The sequence below is a fragment of the Gardnerella sp. DNF01144 genome (assembly GCF_049244245.1).
GTDB classification, from domain to species: Bacteria; Actinomycetota; Actinomycetes; order Actinomycetales; family Bifidobacteriaceae; genus Bifidobacterium; species Bifidobacterium piotii.
In genome coordinates, this window is the sequence record NZ_CP058390.1 from 201604 (window position 1) to 219400 (window position 17797).

Annotated in this window: 12 protein-coding genes and 1 tRNA gene; 6 read left to right on the forward strand and 7 right to left on the reverse strand. The window is 40.3% G+C overall.

What is annotated here, in order from left to right; translation table 11 throughout:
- Positions 1–54 precede the first annotated feature (54 nt).
- The 4 genes from HXT36_RS00765 to HXT36_RS00780 form a co-directional block, all read right to left on the reverse strand.
- Positions 55–1998, reverse strand: coding sequence for an FAD-binding protein (locus tag HXT36_RS00765; RefSeq protein ID WP_421778856.1), 1944 nt, complete (start codon positions 1996–1998; stop codon positions 55–57).
- Positions 1999–2059: 61 nt separating this feature from the next.
- A complete protein-coding gene (locus HXT36_RS00770; RefSeq protein WP_119529439.1) occupies positions 2060–3595 on the reverse strand; it encodes a DNA-processing protein DprA in 1536 nt (511 codons plus the stop codon).
- On the reverse strand, positions 3592–5277 hold the full coding sequence (locus HXT36_RS00775; RefSeq protein ID WP_421778858.1) for a YifB family Mg chelatase-like AAA ATPase: 1686 nt from the start codon (positions 5275–5277) through the stop codon (positions 3592–3594). The genes HXT36_RS00770 and HXT36_RS00775 overlap by 4 nt, the downstream gene beginning before the upstream one ends.
- Entirely contained in the window at positions 5277–5729 is a 453-nt protein-coding gene (locus tag HXT36_RS00780; protein ID WP_421778860.1) for a YraN family protein, read from the reverse strand. The genes HXT36_RS00775 and HXT36_RS00780 overlap by 1 nt, the downstream gene beginning before the upstream one ends.
- Positions 5730–5953: 224 nt before the next feature.
- Between HXT36_RS00780 and glgX the strand changes: the two genes are divergently transcribed.
- The gene (gene glgX / locus HXT36_RS00785) at positions 5954–8077 is read left to right on the forward strand and encodes a glycogen debranching protein GlgX (protein WP_016786800.1); all 2124 of its coding nucleotides are present in this window, start codon (positions 5954–5956) and stop codon (positions 8075–8077) included.
- Positions 8078–8214: 137 nt separating this feature from the next.
- Here glgX and HXT36_RS00790 read toward each other — a convergent pair whose 3' ends face one another.
- Positions 8215–9267: an ABC transporter permease gene (locus HXT36_RS00790; RefSeq protein ID WP_421778862.1), complete on the reverse strand. Its 1053-nt coding sequence runs from the start codon at positions 9265–9267 to the stop codon at positions 8215–8217.
- A gap of 135 nt (positions 9268–9402) precedes the next feature.
- Between HXT36_RS00790 and HXT36_RS00795 the strand changes: the two genes are divergently transcribed.
- From HXT36_RS00795 to aroA, 5 genes are all read left to right on the forward strand, one after another.
- A tRNA-Pro gene (locus HXT36_RS00795) sits at positions 9403–9476 on the forward strand.
- A 257-nt stretch (positions 9477–9733) separates the two neighbouring features.
- Positions 9734–10336, forward strand: coding sequence for an ECF transporter S component (locus HXT36_RS00800; RefSeq protein WP_016635674.1), 603 nt, complete (start codon positions 9734–9736; stop codon positions 10334–10336).
- A 199-nt stretch (positions 10337–10535) separates the two neighbouring features.
- Positions 10536–12101 carry an ABC transporter ATP-binding protein gene (locus HXT36_RS00805; RefSeq protein WP_421778864.1) on the forward strand — a complete coding sequence of 522 codons (1566 nt, stop codon included), beginning with the start codon at positions 10536–10538 and terminating at the stop codon, positions 12099–12101.
- Positions 12102–12103: 2 nt separating this feature from the next.
- Positions 12104–12997 (forward strand): energy-coupling factor transporter transmembrane component T family protein, encoded by an 894-nt coding sequence (locus HXT36_RS00810; protein WP_032817998.1) that lies wholly within the window; start codon positions 12104–12106, stop codon positions 12995–12997.
- 50 nt (positions 12998–13047) lie between these two features.
- Positions 13048–14427, forward strand: coding sequence for a 3-phosphoshikimate 1-carboxyvinyltransferase (gene aroA / locus HXT36_RS00815; RefSeq protein ID WP_421778866.1), 1380 nt, complete (start codon positions 13048–13050; stop codon positions 14425–14427).
- A gap of 115 nt (positions 14428–14542) precedes the next feature.
- On the opposite strand, the gene HXT36_RS00820 is transcribed toward aroA, so the two are convergent.
- On the reverse strand, positions 14543–15772 hold the full coding sequence (locus tag HXT36_RS00820; protein ID WP_004574964.1) for an acetate/propionate family kinase: 1230 nt from the start codon (positions 15770–15772) through the stop codon (positions 14543–14545).
- Between the two features lie 177 nt (positions 15773–15949).
- On the reverse strand, positions 15950–17608 hold the full coding sequence (pta, locus tag HXT36_RS00825) for a phosphate acetyltransferase (RefSeq protein ID WP_016831852.1): 1659 nt from the start codon (positions 17606–17608) through the stop codon (positions 15950–15952).
- Positions 17609–17797 lie beyond the last annotated feature (189 nt).

Here is a 17797-nt window from a genome sequence, read left to right on the forward strand (position 1 = left end):
CAACAGATAGAACTATAACATTTTTTTCAACTCTTTGCTTCGGCGTGTTGCAAATTAATTGATTTTTGTAATAATTTCTTTAATTTCGCTAGCATTTTGCGCGTTAATTGGATGATTTGGGTCAAAATCCACTACTGCAACTGGAATATTTTGCACTTTTCCGCTTAAATCCACTATAGAATGTTGCGGATTTTGGCTGTTGTTATGTTGTGGATAGTCTAATCTTGTAAAAGATCCTCTAGATTCATGCCTTGCTAACGATGCTTGCAAAACTGCTTTTGCAAATGTAATCAAGTTTTTCAATTCCAAAATAGCTGTTAGTTCTTGATTAAAAACAAGATTTTTAGAATGCAAAATAAGCATATTGGCTTTTGGAATAATAAGCGTATCTATTTTTTGCAAAGCTTCTTTAATGCTCTTTTCGCTGCATCTTACTGCAATAGCTGTTTCCATAATCTCTTCTAGAGCATCTAAAAGCACGTATGGATTTTGCTCATCTTTTGAATCATTCTCGCTTTGCATAAGTGATAGTATTTTTTGGATTCGCTTTTTAGCTAATTCGTCTATTTTTTGGATTTTGTTTTGCAAATTATTTTGATTTTGAGTCTCTTCTTGATTTTGCAAGTTTTTTGCAATAGATTTTCCTGCGATTTTTCCAAATAAGCAAGCGTCAAGAAGCGAGTTTCCGCCAAGGCGATTAGCGCCATGTATTCCCGAGCAAGCGCATTCTCCAGCAGCGTATAATCCCTTTATACTTTGTTTTTTCCCTCTATCTAACTTATAGACTTGGCTGTTAAGAGTGATTGGTATTCCACCCATTGTGTAGTGTGCAGTAGGCTTAATAGGTACAAGATCTTTTGAAGGATTTAAATGCGCATATTTTTCAATCGTCTCAACAACTTGCGGAAGAGCCTCCAACATATGCTGTTTTTCTATATGAGTCATGTCTAGCCAAACGCAATCTTTTTTATCAACGTTGCTAGTTGTGTCTTCTACGCCTCGAGCAGCATCAACTTCTGCTATAATCGCCCTGCTAACTACGTCTCTTGGTGCTAAATCCGCGTGCGTATTGTCGTAGTTCTTCATAAAAGCTTCGTTTTTGCAATTCCTAAGCACTCCGCCTTCTCCTCGCGCGGCTTCCGAAAGTAATATTCCAGTGTGTGCTAATCCAGTTGGGTGGAATTGTATAAACTCTATGTCTTCTAATTGCAATCCAGCATTTAGCGCTAAAGCCATTCCGTCTCCAGTTAAATCCCAGGAGTTAGAAGTTGTTGCAAATAGTCTTCCAGCGCCTCCAGTTGCAATAAGAACATTATTTGCGCTTATTTTTTCTACGCTTCCCGTTTTTTCGTTTAGAGCTATAACTCCTTCTACGCTGTTTGTTTCGCTATTTATTGCAATATCTGTAACGTAAATTTCTTCGCTAATTTCAATGTTTTCTTCTAAGCATTTTTGCCACAAGCTGTATAGAATTTGGTGGCCGATTCTATCTGCAGCGTACGCAGCTCGCCTAACTGGCTGTTTTCCAAAGTTTGCAGTATGGCCCCCAAAGAATCTTTGATTAATGTGACCGTCTTTTGTTCTAGAAAAAGCAACTCCAAAGTGTTCAAGTTCAATAACTGTGTCTCTAGCTTCTTTTGCTAGCATTTTTGCTGCGTCTTGATCGCTTAGCCAGTCGCCTCCGTGAACAGTGTCGTAATAGTGCCATTGCCAGCAATCTTTTTCTACGTTTCCTAATGATGCTGCAATTCCGCCTTCGGCAGAGCCTGTATGAGATCTTAACGCTTGAAGCTTGCAAATTACTAGTATTTTAGGCTGTTTTCCGTGCGTTTTTAGCGTTTGGTACTCTTTAGACATTACTAAGCCTAATGCAGCTGAAAGTCCTGCGGCTCCAGCTCCAATAATTAAAACGTTGTAAAACGAGTTATTTATTTTTATTTGCTCGCTTTTTTCTTGACTTTTTGCGTTTGATTCGCTTTGCTCAAAGTTTGATTGCATAACACTTATTTTCTCATATTTTTCGCATTTTATTTAAGACTTTAGGACTTTTATTTAAGACTTAAGTCTTTTTTCGATTTATGCTAAAAACGCCATTTTGACTTTTGATTAATCCATCTAACTCAAGAATCGCAAGCTCTCCTGATATTTGCGATATTGAAAAATCGCCATTTGTTTCTGATTTTGCAATAGCTTCGTGAATATTGTCTATATTTGCACATACTTTGTTGTGCTTGCATTTGTGAATCGCTTTTAATATAAGCTTTTGTAAATCATTGCAAGTGTCTGGAATGCTTTCGTTGTTACTTAGTGAATGTGGTAAATAATGGTGTGAATTAGGGTAGATGTCTTCTATATCTCTGTGTGAGCATATCATCATAGCTTTTCCGTCATGAATAAGCATGTTGCATCCAGCATTATTTGGCAAAGTTACATCTCCAGGAACAGCATACAATTCTCGGTTTAGTTCCAATGCCCAATTTGCTGTGTTTAACGCTCCCGACCTTAATCTAGCTTGAGAAACTATGACTTTGCTGGCAAGTGCTGCAATAAGGCGGTTTCTTAGCAAGAATCTGCGTGCTTCTGGAATAGTTTCGGGGCAAAGCTCGCTTATGCATGCGCCTCCGCTTGCAAGTATTGCGTTAAAAAGTTGAGCATTGCTGCTTGGTCCCATATTGTTTAGTCCTCCAGCAAAAACGACTATTGTTTTACCTACAGGACTTGCGTTTATTGCGTGGCAATCCAATGCGTCTAATGTTCCCCAATGTGCTGCAGCGTCAATTCCGTAAGCTCCGCCAGAAACAATTGTGTGCCCTTTTTTAGCGCACGATTTTGCGAAAGTAAAGCTAAGTTCGTACCCGTAGTCATTGCATCCTCTAGATCCAACGATTGCAAGTGGTTGTTTGCATTGAATAAGAGCGTTTGGGTCTCCAATTCCCCATAAGCAAAGTGGGGGAGCGACCTTGCATTTTGTTGCTAAATCTTGTAATTGTTTAGGCCAATACTTGCTTTTTGGAGATATAATCCATTGCGATCCACTTGAGCTAAACCATTTTTTGAGTTTGTTTGCATCCCAAAAAGGTAGTTTTTTCATTCGTAGGCACCATTTTTTAACAGATTTATGCAATACAGCAAAATTATTTACTTCGTTTTTATTGTTTGCACTTTTACCGCCCCAAATTTTAAGACCTTCCAAAAAGCATTTTTCTAAAACCTTGATTTGTGGGTGATTTTTTATAATGTTTGTAAGCACATTGTCTAAATCGTTTGTGCTTGAATCGGTATTGCATTCTTGCTGTTTATTTTCGCTAGAATCTTTTTGATGACTATTTGTTGTAAAGTCAAGCTCTAATTGTTTATTACTTATTCTGCTTGCGTTTTTAGTGATTGATTCGCAAATAGAATATAGCGCATCTACAATGCTTGCAGCATTAACAGTTCCTATAGTAAGCGTGTACATTATTGCGTCTGCTCCATCTACACAAAACGTTAGTATTGCTCGCGCTAAAGTATCGTCATTTATTGCATAAATATCACTTGTTTGCGTGGTCAAATTGTTTGTGCTGTTTGCATTATTTACATCATTTGTGTTAATCATATTCTTGTCCTTAAGCTAATTGCTTGAGCCATATCGGTTAAATCTGGGCAAGTGTGACCACAAAGATCTGCCAAAGTCCAAGCAAGTCTAAGTGCTCTATCTGCGCCGCGTAAACTCAACTTGTGGTTTTCAAGAGACTTATTTATAAGCTCAATCGCTTTTTGAGATGTGTATTTTCTAAGCCATGTTCCAGAAGCTTGAGCGTTGCAACTCCAACCAAGTTTCTTAAAACGATCTTGTGCAACAAGTCTTGCGTTCTTTACGTTTTCACGCATCATTGCGCTAGTCAAAATCTTTTCCGACATTTGACTTGCGCCGTTTTCCAACATGGCTTTTCTGGTTATGATTTTTTCTACTGGTGGAACATCCATTTGAATATCAATCCTGTCTAAAATTGGTCCAGAAAGTCTAGAAAAATAGCGTATGCGTTCCTTCTCTTTGCAAGTGCATCGCTCTCCGTTTCCGTACGCATATCCGCATGGGCACGGGTTTGCTGCTATAACGAGTTGGAATTTAGCAGGATACAGCGTTGTTCCTTTAGATCTAGAAACAGCAATATGACCAGATTCCAATGGTTCTCTAAGTGTTTGCAAAACTCGTGGCGAAAATTCTGGAGCTTCGTCCATAAATAAAACTCCACAATGCGCGCGAGTTATGATTCCAGGCTTGGCTAAACCTGCGCCGCCTCCTATAAGAGATGCTGCAGAAGAAGTGTGATGAGGTGCTTCAAAAGGCGGAACGTCCGTTATTCCGTAGTAGGGAAGTGTTCCGCAAAGCGACCTAATAGATGCCACTTCTAGCTGCTCTCGCTCGTTAAGAGGGCACATTATGCTCGGCATTCTAGAAGCTAGCATTGTTTTTCCAGACCCAGGAGGGCCTATCATCATAACATGGTGTCCTCCAGCTGCCGCCACTTGCAAAGCCCACTTTGTGTGCTCTTGGCCTAATACTTCCGACATATCACCAATTTCGTTTAATGGTTTATCGTTATTTACAGGCTCAACGCTATCTGCCATATTTTTGCTCGGGAATTTAATTGCGTTGCTATTAGCATTGTGCAAATCGCCAGCTTTTTCTCTTTCTTCTACTCTAATGTGGTCGTACTTGTTAATCGCATTTAGTGCGCGTTCTCTGTTCTTTTCGGCAATCGGCCTAGCTTCGTCTTCTAATTTTCCATTTAGCTCGTCTACTAAATCCAAAATATGCTTAATCCCAATTGCTTCGATCCCATTTACTAGCTTTGCTTCTTCAAGATTTCCGTATGGAATAATCATTTTTGTAATATTTTTTTGCTTAGCGTATAGTGCGATTGGCAGCATTCCTTGAATTGGTAAAACGGATCCGTCTAAATTAAGCTCGCCTAAAATAATAGTGTTTTCTAGCTCATTAAGTGGAATAATTCCTCTGGCGCTTAGTATGCTTGCTGCGATTGCAAGGTCGTAAGATGCTCCACTTTTTGGCATAGAAGCAGGAGAAAGATTTACTGTTAGCCTTGTGTCTGGCCAGTCGCATCGCAAAGACATATATGCCGATTTAACTCGTTCTCTTGCTTCGCTTAAAGAAGTATCGGGAAGTCCAATAATTGAGAATCCAGGCAGTCCGCTAGATATAAATGCTTGCAACTGTATTGTAAAGGCCTTTAACCCAAGTAGTCCTACAGATAATGCGTTGCCAATAATCATTAGAATGCTCCTAAAATGTGGTGTATTTGAATGTTTTTGTTTTTGGAAATAAGGATTGATACAACGTCGAATCGTATTCTTCTATGCTTAAACATTTTGTGATTTTTTAGCCAATTAAATGCAGCTTTATGCGTTTTTATGCGTTTTTCTTCTGTTACTGCTTCTAAAGGGGTACCAAATCTTATGCTTCGTCGTGTTTTTACTTCAATAAATACGATTATTCCTTCTGTATTCATCATTACAACATCAAGCTCTCCAAAACGACTATGCCAATTTCTATCTAGCAAAATCCAATTTTTAAGCATTAGTTTTAGTGACGTGTATTCTTCGCCAAGGCTGCCTATTGTTTTATTTGGTATTGAAAAGTCGCATAGTTGTTCTTCGACTTTTGCTACGCGGCTTAGCAGCTCTTCTTGTTGTATATCTAATATCATGTCTTCTTCGTTTATCATGATGCAATTTCATCAAGCTCAAAATCTTTTTTCTAGCTTTTTAGAGCAATGTGGTTAAAGGCTATACTTCGGCGTGTTGCCTTTAATCTAGGGAAAAATCATACTGTTTAATAAAGGATTTTTTTATTTTCTAAAAAAGCTTGCATTATGCAAAAGTTTAATCTTTTTTAAGAATCGCCTTATGTATTGATGAAAACTATATAAATATATGCAATACTTGAATTATGCAAATTAGACCAGGTTCTATGTATCCGCTTGGAGCTACCTACGATGGCGCGGGCGTAAACTTCGCATTGTTTTCCGAAGTAGCAAAGCATGTTGAGTTGTGCTTGTTTGACGAGCAAGACAACGAAACGCGCATCGATATGACTGAGCAGAATTCTTACGTTTGGCATACTTACATATCTGGTATACAGCCAGGCCAAAGATACGGCTATAGAGTTCACGGTCCGTATGATCCAAATCATGGATTGTGGTGTAATCCAAACAAGTTGCTTTTAGATCCATATGCTAAAGCGATTGAGGGCAATATTGACGGCGACGAGAGCCTGTTTTCTTATTGGTTTGCAAATCCAGATGATTTAGCAGCAATGAACACTTTGGATTCTGCAGATCACACTATGAAAGCTGCTGTTATAAACCCATATTTTGATTGGGGGAACGACCAGCACCCAATGATTCCGTATCACGATAGCGTGATTTACGAAGCTCATGTTAGGGGAATGACGAATCTAAATCGTAATGTTCCTCCAGAAATACGCGGAACGTATGCTGGATTAGCTCATCCAAGCGTAATATCTTACTTAAAAAAGCTTGGAATTACTGCCATTGAGCTTATGCCTATTCATCAATTTGTAAACGATTCTTTCTTGCAAAATAAAGGCTTAAGCAACTATTGGGGATATAACACGATTGGCTTCTTTGCTCCTCAAAACTCGTATTCAAGCTCTGGTCAGCGCGGTGAGCAAGTAAACGAGTTTAAGGCAATGGTTAAGGCATATCATGCTGCAGGAATGGAAGTTATTCTAGACGTTGTTTACAATCACACTGCAGAAGGAAACGATAGAGGTCCAACCTTAAGCTTCCGCGGAATTGACAATCGTGCTTACTATCGCTTAGTAGACAACGATCAGCGTCATTATTTTGACACTACTGGCACAGGAAACTCGCTTCTTATGCGATCTCCTAAAGCCTTGCGATTAATCACAGATAGCTTGCGATATTGGGTTACGGAAATGCACGTAGATGGATTCCGATTCGACTTGGCAGCAACGCTAGCTCGTCAATTCCAAGAAGTAGATAAGCTTTCTGCATTCTTCGACATTATTGAGCAAGACCCTATTATCTCTAGCGTAAAACTTATTGCAGAGCCTTGGGATATTGGCGTTGGCGGATACCAAGTTGGCGGATTCCCTCCAAGCTGGTCCGAGTGGAATGGCCGCTACCGCGATTGTGTACGCGATTTTTGGCGCTCGCAGCCTTCGACTTTGCCAGAGTTTGCAAGCCGACTTATGGGAAGCTCCGATTTATATGAGCAAAATGGTCGTAAGCCTGTAGCTTCCGTAAACTTTATTACTGCTCACGACGGCTTTACTATGAACGATTTGGTGAGCTATAACGAAAAGCATAATGAAGCAAATAAGGAAGGCAATAACGACGGCGCTAACGACAATCGTTCGTGGAATTGCGGGGTAGAAGGCCCTACAAATATTCACGATGTTAACGAGCTTCGTCAGCGCCAAATGCGAAATCTTTTCTCCACTTTGCTAATGAGCCAGGGCATTCCTATGATTTGCGCTGGAGACGAGATTATGCGTACTCAAAATGGAAACAACAACGCATATTGCCAAGATAATGCTATTTCTTGGATTAATTGGGATTTCGATTCCACTCAAAAAGATATGTTTGACTTTGTTTCTAAGCTTATTCATTTAAGGTTGGATCACCCTGTTTTGCATAGGCGTAGGTTCTTTATTGGTCGTATGCCTTCGGATGATGCTTCAGAGATTCCGCAAGTAGAGTGGTTTGATCACACAGGTTCCGTAATGGATATGGAAGCTTGGAGTAATACTCATGCGCTTTCGGTGATGATTTATTTGAACGGTTCAGATATTCCAGAAACCGATTGGTATGGAAGTAGAATGGTCGATAACGACTTTATTCTTATTTTCAACGCGCATTACGAGCCTATAACTTTCACTTTGCCAGATAAGCGTTATGGCGAAAAGTGGACTCTTGTTGTAGACACTCATAATCCAAAAGGTCCGCAATTGCATTACGAATCTGGTTTTAATATTGTTGCTCAATCAAGAAGCTTCCTTCTTCTTATGAGCGAGAAGCAAGAATAATAAGCAAATTAATTAATTGTGACCTACGATTTTGCTGATTTTAGCTGGTTGTAGGTCACATTTTTAATATCTTGATTTAATACTTTGATTTAATGCATTATTTAATACATTGTTTAATTCATTATTTAAGATTTGACTTAAGACCTTAAACGGTCGCTTTGCATAGCTGCGACTTGCCTTGAAAACACTATTATCCACCCTAAAAATAGTAAACAAGACAAAGCTTCTACATTTGTTAAAGTGTTATTACCATGAACCCATTGGTTTCCAACCCAAGCAGTAAGAATAACAGCTAAATCCGAAGCAACGTAGAATGTTTTAGAAAGCCTAGGAGCAAGCCATGGAAGGCATATAAGCATTGTGCAAATAAGACCAGTAACGCCTCTAGCGCATAAATCGTGTATAACAGGATGAGGAGTGTAGCGGAACGTTCCGATTCCAATAAATGCTATTCCCCCAAGAATCAGCAAAGCCGCCATAATGGTTGTTCGAGTCTTAAAATGCTTTGTAGCGTTATTGCCCTTATTTTGCAAGATTTCGTGCTGTGTTGCAACAAACTCGGTTATAGCAAAGTAGCTTGTAATAATAATGCATATTCCAGCTAGAATTAGCGTTGCATTAAACATGCTTGCTGCAAACGTTGTTCTGTCTCCTAGTTGAGAGAAGTTATTGTTGTACCAATACGGGTCGTCGGAAGTTAATCCAGCAGTCGCAGCTCCAGAAATCACAAATAGTGGAAGAAGTGAAGCAACGGTTTTTGCTTCTAAAAGTTCTGCTTGTACAAGAGTTGCGTATCCAACAATTCCGCTTAATGCGCAACAAAGAACAGGAAGATAAGTGTTTACGGCACTTCTTCCAATAATGCTGTTGATTATAGAAAGAAGAGCAAAAGACATAAGTAGCATTGTTGCGCCATAAATTGTAGAAAGAGCGATTATTTCAAAAGCGTGTTTTGCGATTTGCAACCAATTCTTTTTAAGTATTCCTTTGTGTGTTCTTAAATATCCGACTACAAAAGTGCACATGCTACAAGACGCAACCACTCCAGACGCCATTGTAAACAAGCGTTGTGTAACTTGCCATATTGCGGGCATTGTGTTTATGTATATAGACATTACAATCATGCCAAATAATGCGCACGCTAGAAAAGCGATTAATCCAGCTGCTTCTGCACGTTGAAAACGCCCCATATTAACCTCTAAAATCCGTTTCCTATTTTTCAATGCTTGTTCTATTCTATCGCGCGTGTTGCAAATTTGCGTTTGTCTGCAATGTGCGCTATTGTATTTGATTGTGCTTGGAGCTGGTAATCAGCTAGAAAGCATCGGGGTGTAGCGCAGTTTGGTAGCGCGCCTGCTTTGGGAGCAGGATGTCGCAGGTTCGAATCCTGTCACCCCGACTTTTTTATATCTGCTTGTTTTTTGAACATCTACTATACAAAAAAGCACTCTATGTGTATTCTTGTATAGGTGAGTTTTTGGTGCATTATTTGTGTTAGATTCTTACACTGTGATTATAAATATTTGACTCGGGAGCCGTTTTGGCTGAGAGGAAGCGAAAGCTTCGACCGATTGAACGTGTGCTAAGTAATGTTAGCAACGGATGTCGCTCTTTTCCCGTGCCCAAATCTTTCAATATTGAAGAAAGGCACTTATTATGACTAATGTTTCAATGGAACATTCTAATCGCTGGCGTATTCTTGATATCGTCATAGCTGCTATTATCGCTGTTGCATCTGGCGTATTATTCTGGGCTTGGGATATTGTGTGCGCAGCTCCTACTAATCTTTTTGCAAGTTTGTTGCCTGGTGCTGAAGGTTTATCTAATGGTTTTTGGCTTTTTGCTGGACCTTTAGCTGCAATAATCGTGCGTAAGCCTGGTGCTGCATTGTTTGCCGAAACTCTTGCTGCTTTTGTGGAACTTATGTTAGGAAATCAGTGGGGTGTTGGCGGATCGTTAATCGTCGGTATTATTCAAGGCGTTGGCGCTGAACTTGCATTCATTTTCTTTATGTACAAAACATGGAATTTGCTTTCCACTGCAATATCTGGATCGTTAGCAGGCGTAGCTTGCTTTATTTACAATTGGGTTAGTGGCGGTCAAGGCTGGAGCGCTCAATATATTGTTGCAAATCTCATTACTTCTATTATTTCTGGTCTTATTGTTGCAGGCGTTGTAGTGTGGTTTGTTCAAAAGGCATTAGCTGCAACGGGTGTGCTTGATCGTTTTGAATCAGGCCGTCCTCAAGCATTAGTGTGAGTTATATCTAAATACTCATTGCAACTTGTAAACTATCGTGTTTAATGCGCAAAATGCAAAAACACGGTAGTTTACTCGTATGATGCTTATATTTCGTATTTGTTTTACTTTATATTTTTTGAAATTGTGTTATGCAATTTTTATATTTTAGATTTTGCTATGCAATGAAAGTTTTGCTATGCAATGAAAGTTTGTTTGTATGCAATTTGTGAATAAGACTGAATGGACTCCAGCGAGCGTAGTTGCTAAAGACTGGGGTTGGAGACACGCTACTCGCAAAGATTTTGTGTTGAGGAATGTAAATATTGATATTAAGCCTGGTGAGCATGTTTTGCTTTTAGGTGCTTCTGGCGCTGGGAAAAGCACATTTATGGCTGGTTTAGCAGGTGTTTTAGGTGACGAAACAGAAGGTATGGAAGAAGGTAGCCTTCTAGTCGGTGGTGTTCACGCTAGAGATGCTCGCGGAAAAGTTGGACTTGTTATGCAAGACCCAGATTCTCAAATCATTCTTGAAAGAGTAGGCGACGATGTAGCTTTTGGAAGTGAGAATCTTGGAGTTAACAGCGAAGAGACTTGGAATCGCGTAAAGCTTTCGATAAAAGCTGTTGGCTTAGACAATATTACTCAAGGAAGTCAGGGTCTTAGACGCTCAACACAATCTTTATCGGGAGGTCAAAGGCAACGTCTTGCTTTAGCAGGAGTGCTTGCAATGCATCCTGGATTGCTTCTTTTAGATGAGCCTACAGCTAATTTAGATCCTAAAGGCGTTCAGCAAGTTCATGATGCTGTAGCGAATATTCTTAAAAAAACAGGCTCTACAATGATTGTAGTTGAACATCATATTGACGTGTGGCTGGATTTGATTGATAGAGTTATTGTTATTGGAAAAGATGAAAATAATAATGATTCAAATGTAGGATGCGTTATTGCAGACGGTAAGCCTGAGGATGTTTTTGAAAAGTATGGCGATATGCTTGCAAAAGGTGGTGCTTGGGTTCCAGGAAGAACAGTTAAATCTTTTGCTCCTAAACATTGCGATGACGAGATCAAAGATACGGAAGAATCTGTTGCGCTCTATACGAATGATTGCTCTTTTGGAAGAACTCTGCCACTAGCGGAACATGTTAATGTAGCTTTTCGTTTTGGCGAAGTAACGGCTTTAATGGGACCTAATGGTGCTGGTAAAACCACATTAGCGTTAACGCTTGCAGGCTTATTAAAGCCGATTGCTGGCAGTGTGCGCATGATGGAAAAGTATGTGCCAAAACGACGTAAAAATGATCTTTTTACTTGGAAAAGTCAAGAATTACTAGGGCGAGTTGGCATGGTGTTTCAGGAGCCAGAACATCAATTCATAACATCGTCTGTAAGAGACGAAGTTGCTGTAGGGCCTAAAAAGCAAGGAAAAAGCGAAAAGGAATCTTACGATATTGCCGATAGCATGCTTGAACGTATGGATTTGAAGCGTTTTGCTCTTGCTAATCCTTATACATTATCTGGAGGAGAAAAACGTAGACTTTCTGTAGCTACGCTTTTAGCTGCTGCTCCACGCGTTGTTATTATGGATGAGCCTACTTTTGGACAAGATTTTAAAACTTGGACAGCAATGGTGAAACTTATTGCGCAAATACGCGATAGTGGCTCAGCGGTGATTGTTGTTACTCACGATGATGAGCTTGTAAAGTCTTTAGATGCCAGAGTAATAAGAGTTGAGTCACGAAAAATCGCAGGATCCGCTCATAACTATAGTGAAGGGAATGAGTAGAAGTGAATAAAACTAGTAGTGTAGAAGAATCGTCTAGAATCCAAGTTAAAGACTTTGAAAATTTATTAAAAGTTTCGCATATTGATGTAACTGCATCTTCTAAACGTTTAGAAAGTGAACGACTAGTTTCGCCTTCTTGGTTTATTCGTAGGCTCAATCCAATAAGCCGTTTTATTGGAGCGCTGCTACTTTGCTTACCTATGTTTGTTACATTAGATATTGTTTCAGCTTCTATTGCATTCGGTTTAGATATACTGTTATTTGCAATTGCTGGAGTAACTCCTTGGTATGTTTTACGCCATACTTGGCCAGTTTGGATTGCTGCTTCGGGTAGTTTTATATCGGTTCTTTTATATGGTCAAAGTTCTGGAGATGATATATTTAAGTTTGGCTGGATGCATATAAGCCAAGGATCATTGTATTTGGCAATTTGTACGTTTGTTCGTGTTGCATCTGTAGCAGTTCCAGGCGTTATATTAGCTATTGGATTAGATCCAACTGATTTAGCAGACGGCTTAGTGCAGATTTTGCATTTTTCTCCACGATTTGTGTACGGAGCATTAGCTGGATTGAGAATGTTTAGTCTATTGCAAAATGATTGGCGTGCTTTTGGTTTAGCTCGAAGGTCTCGTGGTATATCGGATGGTAAAGCGTTGCAGCGCATGCTTTCGCAATCTTTTGGTTTGCTCGTGTTATCTATTCGCAGAGGTACGAAACTTGCTACAGCTATGGAAGCTAGGGCTTTTGGAAGTAGTATTAAACGTGTTCCAGCGCGAAAATCGAAGTTAACAGCATACGATTGGATATTTTATGCAATTTGCATTGCTGTTCCTACTATTGCTTTATATGCTTCAATACAAACAGGATATTGGCATAATGCGTTTATTCATATGTAAAGCATTGTGAAAATTACAATGCGTACATATTTATAGATAGTATTCATAATATGAGCGGAATAATGAATCCTTATAATCATGATGATGTTTGGCAAGCTCCATCATGCAATACTCCTTTGAATGCAACAGTGAATATTCCTGGAAGCAAATCATTGTCTAATCGATATTTGATTTTGGCAGCTCTTGGTAAAAAGCCAGTTGTTCTAAAGGGATTGCTGAGATCAAGAGATACGGAACTTATGATTAACGCGCTAAGCGTATTTGGAGTTAAATGCGATTCGCTAGGCCGAGACGGCACAACAGTTTGTGTTATTCCGCCCAAAAATGGCGTTTTTAGCGTAGATGATTGTGCGGTTGTTAATTGTGGCTTGGCTGGAACGGTTATGCGTTTTGTAACGGCTTTAGCCTTGTTTGCAAATAATTGTGTGAAATTTGATGGAGATGAGCAAGCGTATGCTCGTCCAATGAAGCCTGTTCTAGATGGATTGGAACAGCTAGGCGCAAAAATCGTATATCACGGAAAAGTCGGATTCTTACCATTTAGCGTTATTCCGCCCAAAAATCTTGAATCATATGGTGTAAATAGTGCGCAAAATTCTTGCAATAATCGCGTTATTCGCATTGACTCTTCTTCATCGTCTCAATTTATATCTGCGCTTCTGCTAATTGCATCTCGAATTCCAGGAGGATTACAAATCGAGCATATTGGAAGCAAATTGCCTAGTATGCCTCATATTCAAATGACAATGGAAGATGTGCGCAAAGCTGGCGGAGTAGTAGATATGCCAGAAAGCGGAGTATGGCGTATTAAAGAGCATGATTTGACTTTGCCAGATGAAGTTGTTGTAGAGCCAGATCTTTCTAATGCAGCGCCTTTTATTGGAGCAGCGTTGATTGCTGGCGGATGCGTTAAAATCCCTAATTGGCCGCTTAAAACAACTCAGCCTGGGGGATTGTTGCCTGGGATTCTAGAGCAAATGGGCGCAGAAATTGTTTTTGAGCATTCGGCTGCGGATTCTTCAACATTGTGCGTAACTGGTAGTGGCAAAATTCACGCAATTAAGTCGCTTGATTTGGCTGCTGCTGGCGAGGTTGCGCCGAGTATTGCTGCGATTCTTGCGCTTGCAGATGGTGTAAGCGAGTTGCACGGTATTGCGCATTTAAGAGGCCACGAAACGAATCGCTTGAGTGCAATAGTTACGGAACTAAATCGCGTTGGAATAGGCGCTGATGAGCTAGATGATGGAATTCGTATTATTCCTAGCAAAAATATGCATGGGGAAGTGATGGAGACTTATGCGGATCACAGAATGGCAACTTTTGCATCAATGTTAGGTCTTCGTATATCTAATATAAGAGTAAAAAATATTGCCACTACGCGCAAAACAATCCCTGATTTTCCTGGTATGTGGAATAAGATGCTTGAATAGTGAGCTTAAATAGTGAGACTAAATAGTGAGCTTAAATAACAAATAATCCCGAGTTTTTTTAACTCGGGATTATTTATGTGTTACGTTTTTACGTTACGTTGTTTTACACTACGATTTAGCGCTCAAACTTGTTGCCGTAAGAATCGACTCCAGCTTCTGCGATTTGTGCAGACTTTCGAGCGATTGCCAACTCTTCGTTAGTTGGGATTACAGCAATAATCACAGAGCTATCTGGAGTGGAAATAATGCGTGGCTCCTTAGAACGAACCAAGTTCTTCTCTTTATCGAGCTTAACGCCGAATGGAGCAAGCTTTTCGCATACGCGAGCGCGAACAATCTCGTCGTTTTCGCCAACGCCAGCGGTGAATGTGATTACGTCCACGCCGCCCATTTGAGCTGTGTAGTTGCCAATGTAGCCAACAATGCGGTGAACGTACACGCCAAGAGCAAGCTTAGCGTCTTCGTCGCCCTCTGCGATGAGCTTATGAATATCGCGCAAATCGCCGTGGCCAGTCATGCCCATCATGCCAGAACGCTTGTTAAAGAGCGTATCAAGCTCGTCTACGTTCATGTGAGCGTTGCGAATAAGGTGGAAGACTACAGCTGGGTCAATATCTCCAGTGCGGCCGCCCATCATTAAACCTTCGAGAGGCGTTAAGCCCATAGAAGTTTCAACTGGCTTGCCAGAAATCTGAGCGGAAGCAGAAGCGCCGTTTCCAATGTGCAAAACAATCTGCTTCAAGCCTTCTGCAGGCTTTCCAACAACGCTTGGAACTACAGAGCCAATGTACTCGTGGGAAGTGCCGTGAGCGCCATAGCGACGAATGTGGTACTGGTTTGCAATATCTTTGTTCAATGCGTAAGTCGCAGCAACCTGTGGCAAATCGTGGAAGAACGAAGAGTCAAACACCATAATCTGTGGAACATCTGGCAAAAGTTCAGTCATGACTTCAGCGCCAACAGCCTCAGGACCGTTGTGAAGTGGAGCCAAAACAGCCAAATCCTTCACCTTATTAATGGTCTTTTTGTTCACTAATGCAGGCTTAGGGAATGTTAAGCCACCCTGAACAACGCGGTGTCCAACAGCTACGATTCCAGACTTAGAAAGATTTGGACCATATTCCTCGAAGAAGCCGAGTACGCGCTTTAAGCCTTGCTCGTGATCGTGCACTGGCTCGTCAAACTCATGCTTTTCGCCATTGAATACGTGCTTGTAGTGTCCGTCAACTGGCTCGCCAATTTTTTCTACAATACCAGATGCAATGCCTTCGCCGCTTTCCAAATCGACGAGCTGGTACTTAATAGAACTAGAACCAGAATTGATAACAAGAACGGTTTTTGCCATGAGGGCATCCTCCATAAAGTGTTGATAAGGCTAGTAAATTGCCACGTTTAAGTGTACATGCAAGTTCCTACAATGAATGCTAATAAATGCTTTTGTATTTACTTATTATTACATTTGCAAATCATTGTAAGAACTTGCGATTATTAAATTATTGCTTGCGATTATTGCTTGCGATTATTAGAACTGCGCTTCCAAAGCTGTAAGAGCAACAGTGTTAATAATATCTTGAACCAATGCGCCTCTAGACAAGTCGTTAACAGGCTTGTTTAGTCCTTGCAGGATTGGTCCAACAGCTAAAGCGCCGCTGGAGCGTTGAACGGCCTTGTATCCAATGTTTCCAGCGCATAAGTCTGGGAACACAAACACATTTACGTGGCCTGCAATATCATTGCCTTTAGCTTTTGATGCAGCAACAGTTTCTGACCACGCAGCGTCAAACTGAATAGATCCAACAACCTTTAAGTCTGGGTCGCTTTCTTTTACAATCTTTGTTGCTTCTTCTACCAGATCAACGTCTGGGCCTTTTCCAGATCCAAGAGTGGAGTAAGATAGCATTCCAACTTTAGGATCTAAGCCAAAAGCTTTAGCAGTTTGTGCGGATTGAAGCGCAATATCTGCAAGTTGCTGAGCGTCTGGATTAAGGTTGATTGCGCAATCTGCAAATACTGCTACATGATCCTTAAAGCACATAATGAATGCGCCAGAAACAAGCTTAGATCCAGGCTTAGTTTTAATAACTTGAAGAGCAGGGCGAACTGTATTTGCCGTTGAGTTAACAGAGCCAGAAACAAGTCCGTCTGCTAATCCAAGTACCACTAGCATTGTGCCAAAGTAGCTTGCGTCTTTAAGTTGTTCTCTAGCTTGCTCTTCTGTCATTCCTTTCTTTGCGCGCAATTCGCAAAGCTTGCTAATCATTTTGCTAAGAATCTCTTCGTCGCTCATAGATTGGAAGCTTGCTTTGCTAAGAGACTTTAATCCAAGCTCTTGTGCTCTTGCAAGAATAGATTCGCGTTCTCCAACAATAACGAGGTTTACAATGTCTCGCTCTAACAAATAATCAGCTGCTTTTAGAATGCGGTCTTCTTCGCCTTCTGGAAGCACAATTGTTTTCTTATTTGCTTTAGCTTTTCCAAGCAGGCTGTATTGGAAGGCGTATGGGGTAGTAGGAGCGGCAAATGGCTGTTTCAAAGCGCTAATGATTTCTTCGTTTTTAACGTAATCGCTGAATTTATTAAACTCTGATTCGCTTATAGAAGGCAAAGTCCAAAGTGGAGTGCCATTATTGCTTTGAGCATAGTCTTCTTTTAATTCTTTTGCTAAGTCTTCTTTGCAATCAGTTACAAATACGCCAAATACTTTTGTGTATTCTTTGCTAACGCTTGCGCATTGCGCTTCGATTGTTTGCAAGATTTGCTTGCTATCTCTGCCTTCTGCGCAAACGCTTAAGAACACTGGGGAAGCTAAGTCTGCTGCAACAGATGCGTCGAATCTAAATAAGTCTGGGTCAAATACGGAAGTGGAATCGCTTGCTACAATAACGCATCCTTGAGCGTTTGTTGCGCTAATCAGCTCGTTGTAGCTAGCTACAATGTCTCCTCTTAGTGTGTCTTTGTTTTTACGAACTGCGCATGGGCATGCTGCGATTACTTGTTCCAGCGTTGGTTTTGTGTTGCTTGCGGCTATCAATTCGCTTGTAAACGCGTCATCATGTTTTGCAGATGGTCTAAAAACAGTTGTTGAATAATGATTAGAGAGAGCTTTTGTAACTCCTAGTGCTACAACATTGCGACTTTGTGCGCAATCTGCGCTAATAATAGTTACGTTAACTAACGACACGACTTTTCTCCTTTGATGCGTCTGTGTTTATTCTATTTTGCTTTGCATTTTTATTTTGCTTTGCATTTTCGTTTTTACTATTCTTCGTATTTCAACGTTGAAAATTGCATATCGAACGAAGAATCCTTAGCTATTTTAAGGCTATTTGCAAAACAACAAGCGGAAATTTTGATTTTTTATGTGTTTTAT